Consider the following 22,472-nt stretch of genomic DNA (forward strand, 5'->3'; position numbering starts at 1 on the left):
ACTTCGCTCGCCGCTGCCGTTTCCCTGCCCGCTCTGCGACTGGCCCGGTCGGTCCGCCCGGGCTGGTGTCAGTCGGGCTGGCCATCGCAGGTGCCGCCGGCACGGTCAGGCGGATTTGCCTCGAACCGGGGCTTGCAAACTTCAGGGGTGCCGTGCTATCATTCGATGTGCTGAAGCGCCCGGACGGGCGCAGCTAGTTCGGTTGGGGCTATAGCTCAGTTGGGAGAGCGCCAGAATCGCACTCTGGAGGTCAGGGGTTCGAATCCCCTTAGCTCCACCAGCGGACGGGGGTGAGCCCGGGAGGCGCTGGACCCGTCGCCGAAGATGCACGGGGGTCCGGCGCCAGGGCTCACGGACCGGCAGGCCGGCCGGCGGTCCTGTGGACGGGACGCCGGCGACATCGGAGCGGAGGCGTGGTGTAGAGGCCTAACATACCGGCCTGTCACGCCGGAGACCGCGGGTTCGAATCCCGTCGCCTCCGCCAATTTGGGGATTGGGGTAACGGTAGCCCGCCTGACTCTGGATCAGGTAGTCCTGGTTCGAATCCAGGATCCCCAGCCAGGTGGGGCCCCATCGTCTAGAGGCCTAGGACACCGCCCTCTCAAGGCGGAAACCCGGGTTCGAATCCCGGTGGGGTCACCAACGCGTGCGGATGTGGCGGAACTGGCAGACGCGCTAGATTCAGGGTCTAGTGGCCGCAAGGTCGTGGGGGTTCAAATCCCTCCATCCGCACCACGAGGCGGACAGAAGACGTCCGCCCTACACGCGCCCGTAGCTCAGTGGATAGAGCGTTGGCCTCCGGAGCCAAAGGTCACAGGTTCGAATCCTGTCGGGCGCACCAGGTTCGGTTCGGGCTGTGGCGCAGCTTGGTAGCGCACTACCTTGGGGTGGTAGGGGTCGTGGGTTCAAATCCCGCCAGCCCGACCAGACAACCGATCCGGCTGCCGACCGGCCGGCCGTGCCGTATCGGCCGGCCGTGTCGGTGCCAGCGGGGCGTGGCGCAGCTTGGTAGCGCGCTTGGTTCGGGACCAAGAGGTCGCTGGTTCAAATCCAGTCGCCCCGACCAACGAAGGCCGCTTGCAGGGCTGGACCGGGCAAGCGGACCACAAAGTTCAAGGGCGCCGGTGCTGCCCGCACCGGCGCCCACGACTTTTCGTGGATTGGACCATCGAGGTCGGCTGTGTGATCGATGGAGGCAGTCAGGAGCGAGTCCGTGCGCCTGGCTGCCTTTCTCTTGTCGTGCTGCCGACCGTGGCCGGGGCGGCGCCATACCCACCTGTCGCGGCGCACTCCTCCGGGTGAACTGCGCCGGCGACGCAGGCAGGTGTTTCCAGCTACGAGCGGGGGCGATGCCACGGTGGCCCCCGGCGAGTTCCTCGCCCGCCTCGGCCCGTCCGGCATGTGTCACGAATTGGTGCGGTGGCGGCCCGGTGTGACAGGATTGTTAACGAAACCTAACAGATAATCTTGCCATCCGCATGGTAAGATTACATGCTGCTGACACAAACAATTGACCAGTGCCAGTCGATACGTTACGATACGGCTACCAAGACGGTGGCCATCCGGCACGAGCACAGGCGAACAGGCCGGTGCGACCGGCGGAACGGGAAGACCTCCTCATCGGTACGCCGGGTAGAAGGGAGGATGGATCAAGTGCGTTACCCGATGGCAGTAATGAACGAAAAGGTTAAGAACGTCTTATCGGTGCTTACCTTTTCCGAGGAAGAGGTGCTCCACAAGGTCATCGAGGCCTTGTCTGAGACCCGCGCGACGGTCGTCACTTCCTCTCGGCTGACCGATAACGGCAGGATCACTCGAAGCGTCGTACTCAGCCTGTTCCGCCTCCTGGCGGCCGCCGGCATCATCCGGTTCCGGTCCGCGGGGGCGAAGGGGACCCGGGTCGGCGTCGTCGACACCGAGGCGTGGCAGAGCCTCCGCGAAGCCCTGGCGCGCCGGCGCTGACGCCTCCGCATTGCCTCGCGAGCCGACCCGGGTCCGGTGCGCCACGGCAGGAACCCGTGCTACCCGGGAGGAACCACGTGGAGGGAGTGATCTGCGGGCGGAGGTGCAAGAGTTGGAATCGTACGTGACGGGTCTGCGGTGCGCCGGCTGTGGGCACGGGCTCCCGGTGCAGTACGCCCTGAGCTGCCCCCGGTGTGGCGGGCTGCTCGAGCTGGAGTACGACCTGGAGCGGATGGCCGGACTCCCGCGGGACCGTCTGAGCGGTCCCGGCATCTGGCGGTACGCGTTCGCCTTGCCTGTCCGGGACCCCGCACACCGGGTGAGCCTGGGCGAGGGGAACACGCCCCTGTACGACTGCCCGCGGCTGGCAGAGGCCATCGGTGTGAGAAAGCTGTGGCTGAAGTTCGAGGGGACGAATCCGACCGGAACGGTGAAGGATCGGACGTCGGCCACCGCGGTCTCGGCGGCGCGGGAGTTCGGGTACAAGGCCATCGGCGTCGTCAGCACCGGGAACGCCGGCTCCTCCCTGGCCACCTACGGCACCCGGGCCGGACTCCGGACCTTCATCTTCTGCTATGAGCGGGGCAGCCAGCCGAAGCTGAACCACATGGCGGCCTGCGCCTCCGACCTGGTCTTCTACCGGGGCGTCTACGACGACATGATCGGCGTGTTCGACCGCCTGGTCGACGAGGGGCTGGTCTTCGACGGCGGTGCCTCCCGCAACCCGTTCAAGCATGAGGGAAAGAAGACCATCGCCTACGAGGTGGCGGAGCAGCTCGGCTGGGCGGTACCCGACTTCTTCGTGGCCCCTGTCGGGGTGGGGGAGACGTTCATCGCCAGCTACCGGGGCTTCCGGGAGCTGGCGGCGATGGGTTGGACGGCGGGCGTGCCACGCATGGTCGCGGCGCAGTCGGCCGTGGCCAACCCCATCGTGCGGGCGTGGCGCGAGGGCGGCGACCTGGTGCCGCAGCGGATCGGGTACACGGTGGCCGAAGGCGTCGCCGTGGGGAACCCGGATGCGAAGGGTCGCTACGTCCTCGACATCCTCCGGCGGGAAGGCGGGCTCGCAGGGGATGCCGCCGACGCCGACATCGTCGCCGCACAGAAGCTCGTCGCCCGCACGGAGGGCATCTGGGCCGGGCCCACCGGGGTCGTCACGGTCGCCGTCCTGCGGAACCTCGTCCGGGCGGGTCAGGTGCCGTCGGCCGCCCGGGTTGTTTGCATGGTCACGGAGACGGGGCTCAAGGGGGAGTACCCACCCATCCACCCGGAGGGGATCGTGCCAGACTATGAAGCGGTGAAGAAACTGGTGATGGCACGGTTAGGCGGGTTCCCCGCGTGAGGACCCGTGGGAGCAGTGAACCCGGGCCGGGAGCGGCCCGGGTTCTTGCGCCACGGTGTAAGCAATCCTCACTGTCTTGAAGGGATTGCGCGACCGGGCATAGTATGTAGAGCTATGCGCGCATTGTAAACCGCCTTTCCACATCGTGGACCAGCGAGAGGGGGGAGATGAATCCGTTCTCGAGGCGCAGGCGCCGTGGAGAAGGCCCTGGCCCTTCTATCCCTCTTCGAGTCCCACCCGGAGCTGAGCCTGACGGAGGTGAGCAACCTCAGCGGTCTGCCCAAGGCGACCGCCCATCGCCTGCTCCGGGCCCTGGAGCGGGCGGGCTTGGTCCAGCAGCGGGCAGATCGGCGTTATCGCCTGGGGCTCCGTCTCCTGCGGCTGGCGAGCACCGTCGCCGAGCGTCTGGAGGTGCGTGAGGTGGCGCTGCCCCACATGCGCTGGCTCCGGGACCGGACCGGCCAGTCGGTGCAGCTGGTGGTGGTCGACGGGTACGAAGGGGTCTACGTGGAGCGAGTCGAAGGGACTGCCCCTGTCCGCCTGTACATCGCTCTCGGCCGCCGAGGACCCCTTTACGCCGGGGCGTCCACACGGCTGCTCCTCGCCTACCTGTCGCCCGAGCAGCAGGAGGCCATCTTGGCCCGCAATCCGCCGCAGCGCCATACCCCGAACACGATCACGGACCTCGGGCGCCTGCGTGAGGTATTGCGGGAGACCCGGGAGAAGGGCTGGACGATCAGCTACGGGGAGCTGCAGGAGGGCAGCGCCGAGATGGCAGCGCCGATCTGGAACCACCGGGGCGAGGTGGTGGCGGCACTCTCGATCGCGGGGGCCGATTCCCAGTACACGCCAGCCCATCTCGAGCAGTACCTGCCTCTCCTCCGGCAGGCTTCCCTGGCGATCTCGAGGGAACTGGGCTACCACCCGGCGCTGCAGGAAGCGAATGGATGATCCGGCCGTACGGTGCCGGGCCGGCGGTATCGAGGTGAGGGGGAACGGCGGTTGGACCGACCGGTGGACATCAACTGCGACATGGGGGAGAGCTTCGGCCCCTGGAAGATGGGCCGGGACGCCGAGATCATGCCGTTCATCACCGCCGCGAACATCGCGTGCGGGTTTCACGCCGGAGACCCCCTGGTCATGGCGCAGACGATCACTCTGGCACAGCGTCACGGCGTCGCCGTGGGGGCGCACCCGGGCTACCGGGACCTGCATGGGTTCGGGCGCCGGCCCATGGACTGCTCGGAAGAGGAGGTCTACGGGGACGTCCTGTACCAGCTGGGGGCCATCGACGCGTTCTGCCGGGCGCAGGGGGTGCGGCTGCGCCACGTGAAGCCCCACGGCGCGCTGTACAACGTGGCGGCGCGAGACGAGCGCACCGCCCGGGGCATCGTCCGGGCCATCCGAGCCTTCGATCCGGATCTCATCCTTTACGCCTTGCCCGGCGGCCAGCTGGCCCGGGAAGGGGAGAAGTCCGGGCTCCGGGTGGCCTACGAGGTCTTTGCCGATCGGAACTACAACCCGGACGGTACGCTGGTGAGCCGGCGCCTGGGCGACGCCTTCGTGCACGACCCGGAGCAGGCGGCCGAGCGGGTCCTCCGCATGGTGACGGAGGGCAAGGTCCGGGCGGTGGACGGCAGCGACGTGCCGGTCCGCGCGGACACGGTGTGCATCCACGGTGACGGTCCCATGGCCGTGGAGATCGCGCGGGCCGTGAGGCAGCGGCTGGAGGCGGCGGGGTTGACCGTGGCGCCACTGGGGGGTGGAGCCGGTGTCTGAGGCGGGGTTGCGTGAACCCGACTTCAAGACTCCAGCCGCTGTCCGGCAGGCGTGCCGGGAGGGGCGCTGGGACAAGCCCACGGCAGGTCTTGCTCCGGGATACGCCCAGGCGAACCTCGTGGTGCTCCCGAGGGAGGATGCCTTCGACTTCCTGCGCTTCTGCCAGCGCAACCCCAAGCCCACGCCGCTCCTGGAGGTGCTCGATCCTGGTGACCCGCAGCCCAGGCTCGTGGCCCCGGGGGCCGACCTGCGCACGGACCTGCCGCGCTACCGGGTCTACCGGCGGGGGGAACTGGTGGAGGAACGGACGGACATCCGCGACCTGTGGCACGACGGCCTCGTGGCATTTCTCATCGGCTGCAGCTTCACCTTCGAGCAGGCCCTCCTGTCGGCCGGTGTGCCCGTACGCCATCTGGAGTGTGGCTGCAACGTCCCGATGTACCGCACCAACATCCCCACCGTGCCGGCGGGGAAGTTCCACGGGCCGCTGGTGGTGACCATGCGGCCGATCCCGGGGCACCTGGTGGCGAAGGCGGTGCTGGTGACAGCGCGAGTCCCGGCAGTCCACGGGGCCCCGGTGCACATCGGGGACCCGGAGGCGATCGGCATCCGAGACCTGCAGAAGCCGGACTGGGGCGACCCGGTGCCGGTCCGCCCGGGCGAGGTGCCCGTGTTCTGGGCCTGCGGGGTCACGCCCCAGGCCGTGGCCATGGAGAGCCGGCCGGACCTCATGATCACGCACGCCCCCGGCCACATGTTCGTGACGGACCTGCGCGACCAGGATCTCCTGCAGATGTGACGAGACACCCGCGGTTACCAGCCTGTACCAATTCCATGCGAGGGGGTACCCACATGCAGCGGAAGGCCCGCACCACGGCTGTCTCCCTTCTCGCCGCCGCGGCGATGCTCGTGCTCGCCGCCTGCGGCAAGGGGCCGGCGCCCGCACCCGGCGCGCAGGGCGGCAGCACCCCGGCTCAGCCGTCCCAGCAGGCAGGAGGGGCGGCGGCCGAGGTCAAGGAGGTGCGCATCGGGGCCATCTACCCGGTGACCGGCACCTCGGCGGTGGCCGGCACGGACCTGTCCAACGGCGTCAAGCTGGCGGCGGAGATCATCAACGGCGAGTTCCCCGACCTCAACCTGCCGCTGGCGAAGACGAAGGGCCTCCCCGGTCTTGGCGGGGCGCAGGTGAAGGTGATCTTCGCCGACCACCAGGCCGACCCGAACAAGGGAAAGGCCGAGGCTGAGCGGCTCGTGACCCAGGAGAAGGTGGCCGCCCTCTTCGGCGCCTACAACAGCTCGGTCACCGGGGCGATCGCGCCCGTGGCGGAGCGCTACCAGATCCCGTTCCTCAACGCGGAGTCGTCCTCGCCTACCCTGACCGAGCTCGGCTTCAAGTGGTTCTTCCGGACCACGCCCCACGACGGGATCTTCGCCGAGAACTTCTTCCAGTTCCTCGAGGACCTGAAGAAGCAGGGCAAGCTGCAGAACCCGACGATCGCCCTGGTCAACGAGAACGGCCTCTTCGGCCAGGACGCCACCAAGCAGGAGAAGAAGTACGCCGAGCAGTACGGTTACCAGATCGTCGAGGAGATCGCCTACTCGGCCAAGGCGACGAACGTCACCGCGGAGGTGCAGCGCCTCAAGGCGAAGCAGCCCGACGTCATCTTCCACGCCTCGTACGGTCCGGACGCGATCCTTTACATGAAGACTTATAAGGAGTTCGACCTGGCGCCGAAGATCATCCTGGCCCAGGACGCCGGCTTCGTGGACTCGCAGTTCCTCAAGAACCTCGGGAAGGACGGGGAGTACGTCTTCAGCCGGGAGGTCTGGTCCCTCGACCTGGCCAAGAACAACCCCCAGATCGCCAAGGTCAACGACATGTACAAGGAACGGTTCGGCACGGACATGAACGGCAACTCGGCCCGGGCGTTCACCGGCCTGCTGGTGCTGGCCGACGCCATCAACCGCGCCGGGTCCACCGAGCCGGAGAAGATCCGCCAGGCCCTGCAGGAGACCCGCATCGGTCCGGAGCAGCTGATCATGCCCTGGAAGGGCGTCCAGTTCGACGAGAAGGGCCAGAACACCCTGGGCACCGGGATCATCGTCCAGGTGCAGAACCAGAAGTACGTGACCGTGTGGCCCTTCGACCTCGCCTCGGCCGAGCCCATCGTGCCGATGCCCGCCTGGAGCCAGCGTTAACCCCGGCGGGATCCCGGGTCTGACCGGCACCGGGGCACCACGTGTCCCCGGTGCCGGGAGGACCTGAGCCAGCGCGAGGAGGTGCGCCGTTGACCGCGGCGGTCCTGGCCCAGTCCATCGTCTCGGGCCTCCTGTGGGGGGCGGTGTTCGCCCTCATCGCCCTCGGTCTATCGCTGATCTTCGGCGTGGTCGACATCGTGAACTTCGCGCACGGCGAGTTCCTGATGGTCGCCATGTACCTGGCGTGGGTCTTGAACGCGTTCTGGGGCTGGGACCCGCTCCTGACCCTGCCGCTCGGGGCTGCCGCGCTCTTCGGCCTCGGCGTCCTGACATACCGGCTACTCATCCGCCGGGTGCTGGACGCGCCGATGCTCGCCCAGATCATCGTCACGTTCGGGCTCATGGTGTTCCTGCGCAGCCTGGCCCACCTGATCTTCCGGGCGGACTACCGCAGCGTCCAGGACCCGCTCGTTCAAGGGACCTTCACGCTCTTCGGCGTGCACGTGACGTGGCCGCAGGCGGTTGCCGGACTGGGTGCCCTGATCATCACCGGCCTCCTTTACTGGTTCCTCTACCGCACCGAAACCGGCTGGGCGCTGCAGGCGGTGGCCCAGAACAAGCAGGCGGCCGCCTTGATGGGGATCGACCCGGACCGGTTCTATTCGCTGGCGTGGGGGATCGGCTCCGCCAGCGTGGGGATCGCGGGTATCCTCCTGTCGAACTTCTACTACATCCACCCGGAGGTCGGGGCGATCTTCGGGACCCTGGCCTACGTCACCGTGGCGCTCGGGGGCTTCGGCTCGGTGCCCGGGGCGCTGGTGGCCGGCATCCTCATCGGTCTGGCCGAGTCTCTGGCGGGCGTGTTCATCGATCCGAAGCTCAAGTACGCCGTGGTCTTCTCGCTCTACCTCGTCGTCGTCTTCGTACGCCCGCGGGGTCTCATGGGCAGGGTCTGAACGCCGGGAAGGTGTGTGGATGCGCTTGCGCAGGCATGGCTTTTTGGCAGTGGGGGTCCTGGTCACGCTCGGCATCCCGCTGGTCGTTCGGGATCCCCACGCCCTCCACGTCCTGATCATGATCTTCCTGTACGCGTTCCTGGGCACGGGCTGGAACATCCTGGGCGGGTACGCCGGGCAGGTGTCGCTGGGCCACAGCGTGTACTTCGGGATCGGCGCCTACACGGCGACCCTTCTCATGATGAAGGCCGGCGTCAGCCCGCTGATCGGGATGTTCGTCGGGGGGCTGCTGGCCGCGCTCGTCTCCCTGGTCGTCGGTTGGGGGTGCTTCCGCCTGGCCGGGCACTACTTCGCGATCGCGACCCTGGCGGTGGCGGAGATCGCTGTGGTGCTGGCGACCAACTGGGAGTACATCGGGGCCGCAGTCGGAGTCTACGTCCCCATTGACCGCGCCGGCAACTGGCTGAGGACGCTCCAGTTCACGACCAAGACAGGCTATTACTACGTGGCGCTGACCCTGCTGGCGCTGGGCATGTCGCTCGCTGCCTACATCGAGCGCAGCCGCCCCGGGTTCTACTTCCGGGCCATCAAGGCAGACCCGGAGTCGGCGCGGGCGCTCGGCGTCGACATCTTCCGGCAGAAGCTGTACGCCATGGCGCTCTCGGCGTTCTTGGTCGCCCTGGGCGGTGCCGTCTACGCCCAGTACGTCCTGTTCATCGACCCGGAGAGCGTGCTGGGCGCCGCCCTGTCCATCCAGATCGCACTGATTCCCGTTCTGGGTGGGGTCGGTTCGCTGTGGGGGCCTCTCATCGGGGCACTGGTGCTGGTTCCCCTCTCGGAGTACACGCGGCTCTACTTCGGCGGAACAGGAAGCGGCCTGGACCTCGTGATCTACGGACTGCTCATCATGCTGGTCGCGACCTACCAGCCTGCAGGGCTCATGGGCCTGTTGGAGGCGCGAAGGGAAAGGAGCAAGCCGGGTGCCGCTCTTGGTCGTTGAGGGGATCACGAAGCGATTTGGCGGCGTCGTCGCCAACGACGGTGTTTCCCTGACGGTGGAGAAGGGGGAGCTTCTGGGGCTGATCGGTCCGAACGGGGCCGGGAAGTCCACGTTCTTCGCCACCATCTCCGGCTTCCTGCGCCCCGACGGCGGGCGCGTCCTGTTCGACGGCGAGGACGTGACCGGGCTGCCGGCCGAGGTGCTGTGCCGGAAGGGGATGACCCGGACGTTCCAGATCGTCCGTCCCTTCCATGATCTCACGGTGCTGGAGAACGTAATGGTGGGCGCCCTCCTGCGCCACCCCCGTGCGGCCGAGGCGCGCCGCAAGGCGGAGGAGGTCCTCGAGTTCACCGGGCTCGCCCCGCAAGCCGCCTTCCGGGCGGGAAACCTCACCATTGCCGACAAGAAGCGCCTGGAGATCGCCCGGGGGCTTGCCACCGAGCCTCGCCTCCTGATGCTGGACGAGACCATGGCCGGGCTCACGCCGGCGGAAACCCAGGAGGCCATCGACCTGATCCGCCGGATCCGGGAACGGGGGGTCACGATCATCCTCGTGGAACACGTGATGGAAGTCGTCATGTCGCTGTCGGACCGGGTCGTCGTGCTCGACATGGGGCGGAAGATCGCCGAGGGCAAACCGGAGGACGTCGTCCGGGATCCCGCCGTGATTCAGGCCTACCTTGGGGAGAAGTACCATGCTCGAGGTGCATGATCTCCACGCCGGGTATCGGGGAACGCTCGTGCTGCAGGGGGTCAGCCTCGAGGTCCGGCAGGGCGAGGTCGTCGCGCTCCTGGGCAGCAACGGGACCGGGAAGTCGACCCTGGTCCGGGCGGTGAGCGGGGTGATTCGCCCCGCACGGGGGACCATCACCTTCCGCGGCGAGCGGATCGACGGCCTTCCGGCCCACCGCATCGTCGGGAAGGGGATCGCCCACGTCCCGGAGGGGCGCCTCGTGTTCCCACGGCTCACGGTTGAGCAGAACCTGCTGCTCGGGGCATACACGAAGAAGGACCCGCAGCGCCGCCGGGTCGCGCTGGAGCGCGTCTTCGCCCTGTTCCCCCGGCTTCAGGAGCGGCGGCGCCAGCTCGCCGGCACGCTCTCCGGCGGCGAGCAGCAGATGCTGGCCATCGCGCGGGGACTCATGTCGGAGCCTCAGCTGCTCATGCTGGACGAGCCCTCTCTGGGGGTCATGCCCAAGCTGGTGACGGAGATCCTGGAGATGGTCCGGCGCATCGCCCGGGAAGGGACCACGGTGCTCCTGGTCGAGCAGAACGTGCGTGAAGCGCTGGAGATCGCAGACAGAGCTTACGTGCTGCAGACGGGCCGGATCGTGCTCGAGGGGACAGGAGCCGAGCTCCTGGACAGTGAACTTGTGAGGAAAGCGTACCTGGGCCTGTAGCCAGCGGCCGGGCCCAGCCGAAGGTGTGGAAGCCATCCCGTGAAGGTTCATGGAGCCGTCGTCCCTGCAGGCGACCGGGCCGCGCTCGTTCGCCTCGGCAACCGTCTCGATCCCGAACTGAACGCCCGGGTGCACGCCCTGGCCCGCCACCTGGCGAACCTCCGGCATCCCGCGATCCTCGAGGTGATCCCTGCCTACACCACGGTCCTGGTGGAGTACGACCCGCTCCGGCTGCCGTGGCGCAAGCTCGTGCCGCTGCTCCGGGCGGCGATGCGCGAGGCTCGCCCCGACGCGGGCGCTGGCCGGGTGGTGGAGATCCCGGTCGTGTACGGAGGCGAGGCCGGCCCAGACCTCGCCGACGTGGCGCGGCACGCCGGGATCACAGAGGAGGAGGCGGTCCGCCGGCACGCGGGGCGGGAGTACCGGGTGTACTGCATCGGTTTCAGCCCGGGGTTCTGCTACCTGGGAGACCTCGACCCCGCGCTGGTCACCCCCCGCCTGGCCACCCCGCGGGTGTCTGTGCCCGCCGGCAGCGTGGCGATCGGCGGTGCCCAGACAGGCATCTACTCCCGCACCACCCCCGGCGGCTGGCGGATCCTCGGCCGTACGCCGGCGGTGCTCTTCGACCCCCGTCGTGACCCGCCGTCGCTCCTGTCACCCGGCGACACGGTCCGGTTCGTGCCGGTATCCCCGGAGGCCGCGGCCGCCGGTGCCGCAGGGGACACCAGGGAGGGCGGCCTCGCTGCGACCGGCGAGACCGGGGCGCCGGCCAATCTCACCGAGGTCCCGGGGCGCACCGGCGTCCGAATCGTCCGGCCGGGGCTTCTGACCACGGTGCAGGACATGGGCCGGCGCGGCTACCAGGCGCTGGGCGTGCCCCAGGCAGGGGCCGCCGACCGCTGGGCCCTGCGGCTCGGGAACTGGCTCGTCGGCAACCCGGAGGACGCCGCGGCCCTGGAGATCACGCTGGAGGGGCCGGAGGTCGAGTTCACCGGCCCGGTCACCTTCGCGCTCGCCGGCGCGCCTTTCCCGGCGGAACTGATCCCGGAGGGCGGCGGGTCACCTCGCCCGGTCCGGACCTGGGAAGCCGTGCTGGCGGGGCCGGGGGACCGGCTGCGGATCGGCGTCGCCCCGGTCGGGGCACGCGTGTACCTGTGCGTGGCCGGGGGGATCGACCTGCCCCCCGTGCTGGGCAGCTGCTCGGAGGACCTGTTCGGCGGCATCGGCCCCGTCGGGCGGGCCCTGCGGGAGGGCGACTGGCTGCCGGTCGGCGTCCCCCTGCTGCCCCCCGCCGACCTCGCCGGCCGCCGCCTGCCACCCGACATGCAGCCCCGGTACCAGGGCTCCCTGCGCGTCCGGGTGATCGCCGGGCCCCAGGCCGGCGCGTTCACGGCAGAGGGCCTCGAGACGTTCCTCGGTGCCGAGTACCGGGTCTCCGGCCGCTCGGACCGGCAGGGGCTGCGGCTCGAGGGGCCCGCGATCCGGCACCGGCGCAGCGCGGACATCCTCTCCGAGGGCATCCCCTTCGGCGCGATCCAGGTGCCTGCCGACGGGCGGCCCATCCTGCTCCTCACGGGGCGCCACACGATCGGCGGCTACACCAAGATCGCCGTCGCCCTGTCCGGTGATGCCCTGCGGGCCGCGCAGCTGCGGCCCGGGGACCGGGTCCGGTTCCAGCAGGTCGACCTCGCGGAGGCGCACCGGATCCTGCGCGCCGAGGCCCGCCGGCTGATCGAGATCCGGCACTTCCTGTTCCGGGCCGGAGCGCGCGGCGCGCCGCCGCTGCCGGCAGCGGCCCCGCCGGAGACCCCATGGGAGGCACGAGCGGTCGCGCAGGGGGGAGCCGTGCCGGCGGCCACCCTGCCTGCGGCCGGAGCGGAACCGGCGCCGCCCCCGGGGCCGGCGGCCGGCGTGCGGCACTACCGGATCAGGGTGGCCGGGCGCGAGTTTCTCGTGCAGGTCGAAGAAGTCCCTCCCGGGCGGTGACACCCGGGAGGGCATTCCGTATCGCTGCGGCGCGTGGTAAGGTAGCAGGGTGTGCGGGTCACCCCTCGGACCTGGGGGTGGCACTGCCTTCCTCCGCATGCCGGGCGCCGGAGGCCAGTTCCCGGGTGAGGGTCGCCGCCAGGCCGGCCGGGGCGGCGAGGAACTTGCCGTGGGCCTCGGCGAGCACCTCGCCGGCGGCGTCTCGAAGCCGACCGCTGGCGAGGAACAGGCGGCTGTTCCGGGCGGCGTCCACGCTGGCCTCGACCCGGAGGTCCGTCCCCACGGGTACGGGCTTCTTGTACCGCACGGAGATGTCCGCGGTCATCGTGATGACCTCGCGCTGGGCGTAGATGGCCCACCACATCGCGTCGTCGAGGAGGCCGCAGACCACGCCGCCGTGCAGCACGCCCGAGAAACCCTGGAAGTGGGCCTGTGGGCGCACCGTGGCCTCCACGCCCGTCGGAGTGCGCCGGAACTGGATGTGCAGTCCCACCGGGTTGTCGCGTCCACAAACGATGCAGCCCCGCGACATCGGCAGGTCAGACAAGCCGCCGCACCGACCTTTCGCAGTGACGTTGGCGCCCGGCCGCCATTCCGGGTCTTACACAGATTACGGCACCGCCGGCGTGGGTCCTGCCGGCCGGCGGGCTTGGAGCGAACCGCCTGAAGGGGGCACAGGGCGTGGCCACGATGCTGCCACTCTTGGGCGACTACCTCTTCGTCTTCGTCGCCCGCCTGACGGACGTGAGCCTCTCCACCGTCCGCTTCATGTTGATGATGCGGGGCAAGCGCCTGGTGGCGGCGGCGATCGGTCTCGTCGAGATCGCCGTGTGGGTGACGGCGCTCGGGCGGGTCCTGGCGTCCCTCGACAACCCCCTCAAGGTCGTATTCTATTGCCTCGGCTTCGCCTCGGGGATCTACGTCGGGCAGATCATCGAGGAGAAGCTGGCAGTCGGGCTGTCGACCGTCCAGATCATCCCCTCTTCCCATGATGCGGCCGACCTCTTGACCGACCGCCTGCGTGCCGCCGGCCACGGGGTCACCGTGCTCACCGGCGAAGGGCTCCACGGCCCGCGCAAGGTCCTGCTCGTCACGGTGCAGCGCAAGGGGCTCGGGTCGGTCATGGACATCGCCCGCAAGACGGACCCCGGCCTCTTCGTGACCGTCCTCGACGCCCGCACCGCCCTGGGCGGCACGATGCGGCTGAGGAAGTAGGGACCGTCGCGCGCCGGTCACCCACTTGGGCCGCGAAAACCGCACGCGGAGCAGGAGGCGTGCCTGCTCCGCGTGATGGGAAAGGAAGATACCGTTTTTGTTGAGTAAGGTACCAGATCGCCGAAGTTTCTATCCATCCGGCCCGGACTGGATTTCACATCCTGCCGGATAGGGTGTTGGCCCGGTGCTCGTGACCCGGTTCGGCGAGGAGGGGCGAGAGGTGCGCACCGGTGCGGATCTGGCCGGGATGAAGCAGGTCCTGACGCGGCTTCCGGCCTACGGCCGGCTGGCCTGGGCGTTGTGGAGGGATCGGCGCCTGGCGGCCGGCGACAGGGCGGTGCTGCTCCTGGCGGTCGCGTACAGCGTCTCGCCGGTCGACCTCATCCCCGGCTTCCTCCCGGTGGCGGGGCAGGTCGACGACCTCCTCGTCCTCCTGAGCGGGATCCGCCGCGCGCTGCGGCACCTCCCACCTGCGGCCCGCAACGAGCATCTCCGGACAGTGGGGGTCACCCTTGACGACCTCGACGCCGACCATCGCCGCGTGCAGGCGGCGATCGCCGCGCTGGCCGGCCGCACGGCCCGGCTCGGGGGCCGGCTCGCCCTGGCCGGCCTGCGGCTGGGGCGCCGCGCCGCCTTGTTCGGCCTGCGCACCGGCGGCCGGATCGCTCGGGCGGGGCTGAGGGCGGTCGCCCGGGCGGTGCCGCGGGGGGCGGCGGGAGGCTGGCGCCCCCGGTCCTCAGCCCACTCGCCGGAGCACGGCGGCGAGGACCGCGTCGGACACGTTCGCCCCGCTCACCCTCACCACGACCACGACCCGCCGGCCCGTCCCTGACTCCTCGAACGCGGCGGCGAGGGCGGCCGCGCCGGCGGGTTCGCGACAGCCGCCCAGCTCGGCAAGCAAACATGGGCATAGATGAAGAGTTCGGCTCGTGGTGCAGTGCGGGTCCCTTGGGGGACACCAGGTGGGTGGTCCAGGCTACGCAGCGTGAGCGGCGCCGATGAGAAGAATCGTCCCGGACACCAACGTGCTCGTGGCGGCAGTCCTCACGCCATTCGGGGCACCGGCGCGGGTCGCAGATCTGGTGCTCTCGCGACAGGTCCGGGTGCTTTTCGTTCGTGGAAGTCGCCGTGGACGGCCGGGCCGACGCGATCGCAACGGGGAAGAAGGGGCACTTCCCGTCGCCTGCTTGCCACGGCGTCCCGGTCGTGTTCCCTGCGGAGTTCCTGGCCGTGTGGCCGTCAGGTCCGGGCACCTGACGGCGACCACATGAAGCCCCGGCCAAGCCGGGGCCTCACGGTTATGTGCACGGCATGAGTGCTGCCGGATGTGGCAGCGTTGCGGAACCCCGATCAAGATCTCCGACGACCGGCCGGCTGCCTGCCGACCGGTCGGAAGAAAATGCGGCAGGAGTCCGGCCCGCACTGTCCAACAAGGGACAGGTGCGGGGGGATGGGGCCTGGCGGGCAGGGGCATCATCCTCCGCAGCGGGGGTGGGATGGATGCGGGAGCCGATCGTGGAGCGGTTCCTTCTCAGGAAGCTGACGAAAGAAGCCCTGGATGCGATCAACGAGATGCCCTACATCCGGTGGGCCGGGCTGCGGTTCACGGAGGCAGGCCCCGGCTACAGCCGGATGGAGCTCAGAGTGCAGCCCCACCACTTGGGCGGCGGGGGTACCGTGGCCGTGAACGGGGGGATCCTGGCCTACATGGTGGACATCAGCGCCGGCCTCACGCTGATGACCACGTGGACCGAGGAGGATCGGTCTCAGGTCACGATCAACATCCACGTGCAGTATCTCAAGCCGGCTTACGGCGACCTCATCGTGGCGGAAAGCCGCGTCCTCGGCAGGGGCAAGACAGTGGGGACGGTGGAGACCGAGATACGGGACCCCCAGGGTGAGGTGTGCACGAAGGCCATCTCGACGTACCGGATCTTTCCCAGGCCTGTGGGCGTCCCGATCGGGCCGCAGGTACAGGGGATGGACACATGACCGGGAGCGAGAACGCGGCTGGCCGCCCCCCGGATGCGGTGGACCGGGAGTGGGAGGTCACGTGGGGCGATTGCGACCCCGCGGGGATCGTCTACAATCCCCGCTACCTCGAGTGGTTCACGCTCGGACGGATCACGTACCTCCGGAAGTGGGGGGTGCCTTACGGTGAGGCCTTCCGGGCGGCCGGGGTCGAGGCCGTCGTTTACGAGGCGCACCTTCGCATCCTGCGGCCATCCCGTCCGGAAGACCGTGTGCTCATCCGGACATGGATCGCCGAGCTCAGCAGGAGCCGGCTGAGGTTCTCGTACCAGGTCCTTGACCCGGACGGGCAGGTCCTGGCCGAAGGCTACACGACCCATGCGTACGTGGACGCCTCGGGGCGGCCGTTCGACCTGGCCAAGCGAGCCCCGGCGCTGTGGGAGCGGCTGAGCCGCCTGCCTGTCTCCCCACCCGTCACCACGTTGAAGTGACACAGGCCGAGCCTGGTCCTACGGGTTCGCCGGGTGCAGGGCCGGTGGTCGGGGTTGCCGGCTGCGGCGCCCGCGCGTCGCTCTCCTGGGGGAGGACGGCGGCGTTGGACGAGCAAAGCCCCGCGGCCCTGGATTTCTACAGGATCCGGGCGTGCTGGTCGAGCGCACTGCCCGAGAGCGATCCGCGAGTGACGTCGGGCCTGGCCCCCCTGACGGCCGCCGCGGCCGGGGAGGAGCGCTCACCGCTTCTTCACACGGGTCGCCCAGGCTTCCAGTTCTCCATACGGCCGGGCGCCGGAAAGCACGTGGCGGCCGTCGGCCACCAGAGTGGGCACCGCGTGGACCCCGTAGAGGAGTGCCCGAGCGCGGTCGCGCTCGACCGCCTCCCGCACCGCCGGGCTCTGGACGTCCTCCTGCCATCTCCGGACGTCCAGGCCGACTTCCGTCGCGCACATCGTCAGGACCTCCGGGTCCGTGATGTCGAGGCACTCCGTCAGGTGCGCCCGCTGCACCCGGTCGAACATGGCCCAGTGCCCCTCCTGCCCGCCCTGTACCTCCGCGGCCTTGCAGGCGAGGAGGCCGGGCATGGAGTGCGGGTAGGGGTGTATGCGCGCCGCCATGCGGTCGGCGTCGATCCGGTGGTCGTCGTCGTACCGGTTCGCCGCCCGCCAGTGCCCGAGGATCTCCTCCTTGGCCTGGGCGGCCGAGCCGAACATGCGCACCAGGTCCTCCGGCGACGGCGCGAGGGCGAACGCGCGGTGCACCACCTCGACCTCCGGGTGCCCGGCGACGAGGCGGCGTACCCGGGGTGACAGGACGTAGCACCAGGCGCACAGGACATCGTGAAAGAACTCAACCACGATCCGGTGCTCCACCGGTCTCTCCCTCCCCAGGGCCGCGTGCCGGGGCGCCGGCGCCGACGCCGCCCGCCGTGCCGGCGAGAAGCCACCGGGTCCCGTACTGCCGCATCGCCTCCAGCACGGAGACGAGTCCTCTTCCTTTTTCGGTGAGCTCGTACTCCACGCGGGGCGGGATCTCGGGGTAGGCGGTGCGGCGGACGATGCCCTCGACCTCCAGCCGGCGAAGCCGGTCGCTGAGGGTCCGGGAGTTGGCGCGGACGGATCGGGCGAGCTCGCCGAAACGCCGCGGCCCTTTGGCCAGATCGCGCACGATGAGGAGGACGTACACGTCGCCGATCAACTCGGCCGTCCGGGCGATGGGGCAGAAGTCCTCCACATTCACCGCACCCCTTTCTGCGCCTATCATAGTACAAGTTCAAGCCACTTGCCAAATGGAAGTCGGTATCCTAGAATTAGCGATACGACGTGGCGAAAGTCTGCTACAGGAGGGGATGTCGGTGCAAGTCGTCTTCGACGTTGCCCGGGTGGTGCTCGCCCTGTACTTCCTGTTCAACGGCGTCAACCATTTCGCCCAGTGGAAGGGCATGACCCAGTACGCCGCGTACAAGAAGGTTCCGGCGGCCGGTTTCATGGTCATCCTGACCGGTGTGATGCTGCTGGCGGGCGGGGCCTCGATCCTCTTTGGCTATTCGGTGACGGCCGGTGCCGTGATCCTCGCCGTGTTCCTCGTGCCCACGGCGTTCTTGATGCACAACTTCTGGGCCGAGGAGGACACGATGTCGCGGATGAACCAGATGGCGCACTTCCTGAAGAACATCGCCCTGGCCGCGGCGGTCCTGCTCCTTCCCGCGATCGCCGACTGGTCCTGGTGACGAAGAACGCCCCGGCGGCACGAAACGCAGTCTGCCGCTGGGGCGCCGCCTTCGTGGCGAAAGGGGAGCGATCATGCCGAACGCTCAAGCCGTCGTCACGGCCGAGCCGATGGCCGAAGGAGCCGGCGCGCGAGTGCGCCGTGCGTTCCCGACCCCGCGGCTTCGCACGGCCGACCCGTTCGTCCTCCTCGACGAGTTCTTCGTCGAGCCGCCGGCCGGTTTCCCGGAGCACCCGCACCGCGGATTCGAGATCATCACGTACATGCTCGACGGGGCCTTCCGGCACCGCGACAGTCTGGGCAACGACCGCACGATCCCGGCGGGGGGGCTGCAGCGTATCACGGCCGGGCGCGGCATCTGGCACGCGGAGATGCCGGGGCAGGAGGGCTTGAACCACGGGTTGCAGCTCTGGATCAACCTGCCCCGGCGCCTCAAGGGCGTGGACCCGGAGTACCAGGAGGTCGCCGCCGGAGAGATCCCGGAGGACACGGGCGAGGGTTACCGGGTCCGGATCGTCGTCGGGGACCGGTCGCCGGTGCGCCTGCACACCCCGGTGCAGTACCTGGACGTGGCCGTCGAGGCGGGCCACGGCTGGGAGACGACGGTGCCGCCGGACCACCGCGGGTTCGTCTACGTACTGGTGGGCGAGGGGCAGTTCGGCCCCGGCGGCGACGTGCGCCTGCGGCCGGGGCAACTTCTCCTGGTCGGCGAGGGGGAGCCGGTGCGCGTCCGGGCCGGCGGGGACGAGCCCCTGCGGTTCGTGCTGGTCACCGGCCGGCCGCACGGGGAGCCGATCCGACTGCGCGGGCCGTTCGTCGACTGAGGCGGAAGGAGCTGGCGGATGGCCATGGAAGCCTTCTCGCTGCCCGATGGGACGCGCCTCGGCCGGGTGTGCCTCCAGGTCGCGGACATCCGCCGGTCGCTCGCCTTCTACCGGGATGTCCTCGACCTGCGGGTGCTCCCGCCTGACGGACTGGCCGGTCGGGGTTCCGACCCTGCGAACTCCGTTGTCCTGGGTGCCGGCGGGGAGCCGCTGGTCGTCCTGGCGGAGCGGCCCGGTGCGCCGCCGAAACCGCCGAGGACCACGGGCCTGTACCACTTTGCCCTCCTGCTCCCGCACCGACGGGGACTGGCCGCGGTCCTGCGGCGCCTGGTTGAATGCGGATGGCCGCTGGAAGGGTTCGCCGACCACGCCGTGAGCGAGGCGGTGTACCTGCGTGACCCCGACGGGAACGGGATCGAGCTGTACGCCGACCGCCCCAGGGAGAGCTGGCTCCGCCGCGGCGACGAACTGTTCATGACCACCGAGCCGCTCGACCTGCACGGCCTGCTGGCCGAGGCGCAGTCGGCCGCCGGGCTTCCGCCGGGAACCGTGCTGGGGCACGTGCACCTTCAGGTGGCCGACCTGGATCGGGCGGAACGGTTCTACCACGGCCTTCTCGGGTTCGACGTGACCACCCGCAGCTACCCTGGGGCGCGGTTCCTGGCCATGGGCGGCTACCACCACCACCTGGGGCTGAACGTGTGGGCCGGGATCGGGGCCCCGGCGCCGCCCGGGGAGGCCGCGGGCCTCCGGTTCTTCGAGATCGTCCTCCCGGGCGCGGCCGTCCGGGACGGACTGGTGGACCGCCTCCTCCGCCACCGCATCGGGGTGGAGTCCCTGCCGGCGGGCCACTTCGTGCGCGACCCGGACGGGAACGGCGTCGTGCTGACCGTGCGGTAAGACTGCGAAGGCCCGCTGGCGTCTTGCCGGCGCCCCGGCGAGACGGAGCGGAAACCCGGCACCCTGATCGACCGCGGGCGTAGACGTGCAGGGCGGGGCCGGCCAGCCGGGTTGCCGGCCCTTCAGTCTTGGGGCTCATTTGTTTTCCGAGCACGTAGTCCGGGCGTGGTCAGCGCGGTCGGACGGGCGGGGTGCCGGGCCAGGGGAGCCGGCGGGAAGTGGCGGCGCACGACCCGCTCGGCGACGCGGACGTCCGCCGGGCTGATCACGGTCGACAAGGCCCCCCTTCCTACACGTTGAAACGGAAGTGCACCACGTCGCCGTCCTGCATCACGTAGTCCCGTCCTTCCAGGCGGACCAGACCCTTCTCCCGGGCGGCGGCGAGAGACCCCGCCCGCATCAGGTCCTCAAAGGCGACGACCTCGGCGCGGATGAACCCGCGCTCCATGTCCGAGTGGATCTCGCCGGCCGCCTCCGGAGCCCGGGTGCCCTTGCGGATGGTCCAGGCACGCACCTCCGGGTCCCCCGCCGTCAGGAAGGTGATGAGGCCCAGCAGCCGGTAACCGGTGCGGATCAACCGCTCCAGGCCCGATTCGGAAAGCCCCAGCGCCCGCAGGAACTCCTGGCGCTCGGCGGGGCTGAGGTCGGCGAGTTCGGCCTCGATCTGGGCGCACACCGGCACGACGGCCACCTCGGCGCCGGCGCCGCCCGCCTGCCGCGCAGCGTATTCCTTCAGCCGGCGGTAGTGCGGATTGGCGTCCGGGTCCTGAAGGTCCGCCTCGGCGATGTTCGCCACGTACATCACCGGCTTGCGGGTGAGCAGGTGCATGTGGTGAACGGTGCGGAGGTCATCGCCCTCGAACGCCACGCTACGGGCGGGCTGGCCCTGGCCGAGCGCTTCCAGGAGCCGCTCGGCGACGCGGACCACCGAGGCGGCCTGCTTGTCGCCCGAGCGCGCGGCCTTCACGTTGCGGTCGTACTGGCGCTGGACGGATTCCAGGTCCGCCAGGACCAGCTCCAGCTCGACGGTCTCGGCATCCCGCACTGGATCGACAGAGCCCTCCACGTGGGTGACGTCCGGATTCTCGAAGCACCGGACCACGTGGGCGATCGCGTCGACCTCGCGGATGTGGTGCAGGAACTGGTTCCCCAGCCCCTCGCCCTTCGACGCCCCCCGCACCAGCCCGGCGATGTCCACGAACGTCACCACGGCCGGCGTGACCTTCCGGGGGTGATAGAGGCGGGCGAGGGCGTCGAGGCGGGGGTCGGGGACCTCCACCACGCCGACGTTCGGGTCGATCGTGCAGAAGGGATAGTTCGCCGCTGCCGCCCCGGCCCGGGTGAGCGCGTTGAAGAGCGTCGACTTGCCGACGTTCGGTAGCCCCACGATGCCGATGCTGAGCCCCACGGATCCTTCACCGTCCCAGCCACCCATGGTACCACAGTTGTGGGGCGACAGCATCCGGCCACCGTCTGCACGGCCATTCCTCGCCCGCAAGGGGGGACCCGCCGCATGAGGTCGAGAAGATGCACCCGGCATGGCGGAAGTCCGTGCTCCGGCAGGTGATCCTCTGGAGCGGCCACGATGTCCCCCGCCCGTGGCTCCACCGGGCCCCCGGCGGGGGACGATACGTCACCCCGCGTCGCGCCAGCATTCCGCCCGCCTTCACCACACCGCCTTGCGCCGTCACGTTTCAACGTGCGGGCGGGGAACGACGCATCACCGGGCGTCGGGCCCTCCGCCTCCGCGGGCACGGGCGGCCTCGTGCGCGGCGGCGATGGCCTCGAAGAGCTCGGCGGCGCCGTCCTGCGTGTGAGGCGGGGCGATCGCCTTGGCGGCGGCCCGGAGCACGGGGTCGCCGTCCCCCATCGCGACCCCGACGCCGGCCCAGGTGATGAGCTCGATGTCGTTGCGGGCGTCTCCGATCGCTGCCGCCTGGTCCGGAGTGAACCCCAGGCGGGTGGCCAGCCACCGGGCGCCCCACGCCTTGGTCACGCCGCGCGGGGTGATCTCGAGGTAGTCGGGATGGTACACGATCTGGGCGCGCTCCGCCCAGCGGGCCAGGGCCTCGTCGTGGAGGTGTGCCGCCCCCCAGGGCATGACCTTGTGCGCCGGGACGTGCCAGTCTTCCGGGCCGGCCAGGCGGGGGGCGACGCCCCGGACCCGGTTCGCCTCCTCGACCAGCGGGGTGACCCGGGTGACCAGGTAACCCACGGGGGTCATGAGGTAGACGGGGCAACCGTGACCGTGGAAGAAGGCGGTCATCTCCGCCACGAGAGGAGCGGGCAGCGTCTCCTGCATCAGGAGCGTGTGGCCGTCGTAGACGGAGGAGCCATTGGTGCAGACCATGTAGCGGCCGCCGAGGGACTCGACGATCGGCCGCGTGGCCTCGGGCGCCCGGCCGGTGCACACGACGAACTCGACCCCCAGCCGCAGGAGGCGCTCCACCGCCCGCCGGCTCCGGTCGCCGACCCGGTGATCCGGGCCGAGGAGCGTCTCGTCCAGGTCGGAGAACACGATGCGGATGCGGGCGAGCCGGGCGGGGTCGACGGCGGACGGGGCGGGCTGCGCGGCGGGCTCTGGTGAGCCGGGTGTGATCATGGGGCCAGACCCTCCGGGCGATGGTTCCAGTGGTGTTGGTAAGTAAGGTAGCAGACGGGGAACGCGAGGGCAACCCGGCCGCCTCCTGTTCACAGAGTCACTGGGAAGCTGTAG

Annotated in this window: 23 protein-coding genes, 8 tRNA genes and 1 pseudogene; 27 read left to right on the forward strand and 5 right to left on the reverse strand. The window is 70.0% G+C overall.

Annotated features, from left to right (window positions below):
• The first annotated feature begins 204 nt into the window (after window positions 1-204).
• From caldi_RS17125 to pxpB, 19 genes and pseudogenes are all read left to right on the forward strand, one after another.
• Window positions 205-280 (forward strand) — tRNA-Ala (locus caldi_RS17125).
• Between the two features lie 127 nt (window positions 281-407).
• Window positions 408-484, forward strand: a tRNA-Asp gene (locus caldi_RS17130).
• Between the two features lie 3 nt (window positions 485-487).
• Window positions 488-561: transfer RNA gene (locus caldi_RS17135), tRNA-Gln, on the forward strand.
• A gap of 5 nt (window positions 562-566) precedes the next feature.
• Window positions 567-642: transfer RNA gene (locus caldi_RS17140), tRNA-Glu, on the forward strand.
• 6 nt (window positions 643-648) lie between these two features.
• Window positions 649-735: transfer RNA gene (locus caldi_RS17145), tRNA-Leu, on the forward strand.
• 30 nt (window positions 736-765) lie between these two features.
• Window positions 766-841 (forward strand) — tRNA-Arg (locus caldi_RS17150).
• Window positions 842-850: 9 nt separating this feature from the next.
• Window positions 851-927: transfer RNA gene (locus caldi_RS17155), tRNA-Pro, on the forward strand.
• 62 nt (window positions 928-989) lie between these two features.
• Window positions 990-1,066, forward strand: a tRNA-Pro gene (locus caldi_RS17160).
• A gap of 587 nt (window positions 1,067-1,653) precedes the next feature.
• Complete coding sequence (locus caldi_RS17165) at window positions 1,654-1,962, forward strand: hypothetical protein (protein ID WP_264842958.1); 309 nt, start codon at window positions 1,654-1,656, stop codon at window positions 1,960-1,962.
• A 112-nt stretch (window positions 1,963-2,074) separates the two neighbouring features.
• Window positions 2,075-3,304: a threonine synthase gene (gene thrC / locus caldi_RS17170; protein WP_264842959.1), complete on the forward strand. Its 1,230-nt coding sequence runs from the start codon at window positions 2,075-2,077 to the stop codon at window positions 3,302-3,304.
• Between the two features lie 195 nt (window positions 3,305-3,499).
• Complete coding sequence (locus caldi_RS17175; protein ID WP_264842960.1) at window positions 3,500-4,255, forward strand: IclR family transcriptional regulator; 756 nt, start codon at window positions 3,500-3,502, stop codon at window positions 4,253-4,255.
• A 51-nt stretch (window positions 4,256-4,306) separates the two neighbouring features.
• A complete protein-coding gene (locus caldi_RS17180; protein WP_264842961.1) occupies window positions 4,307-5,083 on the forward strand; it encodes a LamB/YcsF family protein in 777 nt (258 codons plus the stop codon).
• Window positions 5,076-5,882, forward strand: coding sequence for a putative hydro-lyase (locus caldi_RS17185; protein ID WP_264842962.1), 807 nt, complete (start codon window positions 5,076-5,078; stop codon window positions 5,880-5,882). Before caldi_RS17180 ends, caldi_RS17185 begins: the two co-directional genes overlap by 8 nt.
• Window positions 5,883-5,935: 53 nt before the next feature.
• Entirely contained in the window at window positions 5,936-7,282 is a 1,347-nt protein-coding gene (locus tag caldi_RS17190) for an ABC transporter substrate-binding protein (protein WP_264842963.1), read from the forward strand.
• Between the two features lie 89 nt (window positions 7,283-7,371).
• A complete protein-coding gene (locus caldi_RS17195) occupies window positions 7,372-8,238 on the forward strand; it encodes a branched-chain amino acid ABC transporter permease (RefSeq protein ID WP_264842964.1) in 867 nt (288 codons plus the stop codon).
• Window positions 8,239-8,257: 19 nt separating this feature from the next.
• Window positions 8,258-9,238 carry a branched-chain amino acid ABC transporter permease gene (locus tag caldi_RS17200; protein ID WP_264842965.1) on the forward strand — a complete coding sequence of 327 codons (981 nt, stop codon included), beginning with the start codon at window positions 8,258-8,260 and terminating at the stop codon, window positions 9,236-9,238.
• Window positions 9,219-9,950: an ABC transporter ATP-binding protein gene (locus tag caldi_RS17205; protein WP_264842966.1), complete on the forward strand. Its 732-nt coding sequence runs from the start codon at window positions 9,219-9,221 to the stop codon at window positions 9,948-9,950. Before caldi_RS17200 ends, caldi_RS17205 begins: the two co-directional genes overlap by 20 nt.
• A pseudogene (locus caldi_RS17210) lies at window positions 9,934-10,419 on the forward strand (ABC transporter ATP-binding protein); the annotation flags it as partial. The gene caldi_RS17205 and the pseudogene caldi_RS17210, both read left to right, overlap by 17 nt.
• A gap of 258 nt (window positions 10,420-10,677) precedes the next feature.
• Window positions 10,678-12,624 carry a 5-oxoprolinase subunit PxpB gene (gene pxpB, locus caldi_RS17215; protein ID WP_264842968.1) on the forward strand — a complete coding sequence of 649 codons (1,947 nt, stop codon included), beginning with the start codon at window positions 10,678-10,680 and terminating at the stop codon, window positions 12,622-12,624.
• Window positions 12,625-12,682: 58 nt separating this feature from the next.
• On the opposite strand, the gene caldi_RS17220 is transcribed toward pxpB, so the two are convergent.
• Window positions 12,683-13,117, reverse strand: a complete 435-nt coding sequence (locus tag caldi_RS17220) for a PaaI family thioesterase (protein ID WP_264842969.1) — start codon at window positions 13,115-13,117, stop codon at window positions 12,683-12,685.
• 197 nt (window positions 13,118-13,314) lie between these two features.
• Between caldi_RS17220 and caldi_RS17225 the strand changes: the two genes are divergently transcribed.
• The 5 genes from caldi_RS17225 to caldi_RS17245 all read left to right on the forward strand — a co-directional run bounded on the left by caldi_RS17225 (window position 13,315) and on the right by caldi_RS17245 (window position 16,301).
• Window positions 13,315-13,839: a DUF2179 domain-containing protein gene (locus caldi_RS17225; RefSeq protein ID WP_264844838.1), complete on the forward strand. Its 525-nt coding sequence runs from the start codon at window positions 13,315-13,317 to the stop codon at window positions 13,837-13,839.
• A 184-nt stretch (window positions 13,840-14,023) separates the two neighbouring features.
• Complete coding sequence (locus tag caldi_RS17230) at window positions 14,024-14,671, forward strand: YkvA family protein (RefSeq protein WP_264842970.1); 648 nt, start codon at window positions 14,024-14,026, stop codon at window positions 14,669-14,671.
• A gap of 284 nt (window positions 14,672-14,955) precedes the next feature.
• Window positions 14,956-15,096 (forward strand): hypothetical protein, encoded by a 141-nt coding sequence (locus tag caldi_RS17235; protein WP_264842971.1) that lies wholly within the window; start codon window positions 14,956-14,958, stop codon window positions 15,094-15,096.
• Window positions 15,097-15,339: 243 nt separating this feature from the next.
• On the forward strand, window positions 15,340-15,831 hold the full coding sequence (locus tag caldi_RS17240) for a PaaI family thioesterase (protein WP_264842972.1): 492 nt from the start codon (window positions 15,340-15,342) through the stop codon (window positions 15,829-15,831).
• Window positions 15,828-16,301 (forward strand): acyl-CoA thioesterase, encoded by a 474-nt coding sequence (locus caldi_RS17245; RefSeq protein ID WP_264842973.1) that lies wholly within the window; start codon window positions 15,828-15,830, stop codon window positions 16,299-16,301. Before caldi_RS17240 ends, caldi_RS17245 begins: the two co-directional genes overlap by 4 nt.
• 239 nt (window positions 16,302-16,540) lie before the next feature.
• Here the strand turns inward: caldi_RS17245 and caldi_RS17250 are convergent, their stop codons facing one another.
• Both caldi_RS17250 and caldi_RS17255 read right to left on the reverse strand, forming a co-directional pair.
• Entirely contained in the window at window positions 16,541-17,176 is a 636-nt protein-coding gene (locus caldi_RS17250) for a DsbA family oxidoreductase (RefSeq protein WP_264842974.1), read from the reverse strand.
• Complete coding sequence (locus caldi_RS17255; protein ID WP_264842975.1) at window positions 17,154-17,537, reverse strand: winged helix-turn-helix transcriptional regulator; 384 nt, start codon at window positions 17,535-17,537, stop codon at window positions 17,154-17,156. Before caldi_RS17255 ends, caldi_RS17250 begins: the two co-directional genes overlap by 23 nt.
• Window positions 17,538-17,658: 121 nt before the next feature.
• Between caldi_RS17255 and caldi_RS17260 the strand changes: the two genes are divergently transcribed.
• The 3 genes from caldi_RS17260 to caldi_RS17270 all read left to right on the forward strand — a co-directional run bounded on the left by caldi_RS17260 (window position 17,659) and on the right by caldi_RS17270 (window position 19,756).
• Window positions 17,659-18,033: a DoxX family protein gene (locus caldi_RS17260; protein WP_264842976.1), complete on the forward strand. Its 375-nt coding sequence runs from the start codon at window positions 17,659-17,661 to the stop codon at window positions 18,031-18,033.
• 73 nt (window positions 18,034-18,106) lie between these two features.
• Window positions 18,107-18,856, forward strand: a complete 750-nt coding sequence (locus caldi_RS17265) for a pirin family protein (RefSeq protein WP_264842977.1) — start codon at window positions 18,107-18,109, stop codon at window positions 18,854-18,856.
• Window positions 18,857-18,874: 18 nt separating this feature from the next.
• Window positions 18,875-19,756: a VOC family protein gene (locus caldi_RS17270; RefSeq protein WP_264842978.1), complete on the forward strand. Its 882-nt coding sequence runs from the start codon at window positions 18,875-18,877 to the stop codon at window positions 19,754-19,756.
• Between the two features lie 289 nt (window positions 19,757-20,045).
• On the opposite strand, the gene ychF is transcribed toward caldi_RS17270, so the two are convergent.
• Both ychF and caldi_RS17280 read right to left on the reverse strand, forming a co-directional pair.
• Window positions 20,046-21,164, reverse strand: coding sequence for a redox-regulated ATPase YchF (ychF, locus tag caldi_RS17275; RefSeq protein ID WP_264842979.1), 1,119 nt, complete (start codon window positions 21,162-21,164; stop codon window positions 20,046-20,048).
• A 312-nt stretch (window positions 21,165-21,476) separates the two neighbouring features.
• A complete protein-coding gene (locus caldi_RS17280; RefSeq protein WP_264842980.1) occupies window positions 21,477-22,358 on the reverse strand; it encodes an HAD family hydrolase in 882 nt (293 codons plus the stop codon).
• Between the last annotated feature and the right edge of the window lie 114 nt (window positions 22,359-22,472).

This window comes from Caldinitratiruptor microaerophilus (assembly GCF_025999835.1).
Taxonomy (GTDB): domain Bacteria; phylum Bacillota; class Sulfobacillia; order Symbiobacteriales; family ZC4RG38; genus Caldinitratiruptor; species Caldinitratiruptor microaerophilus.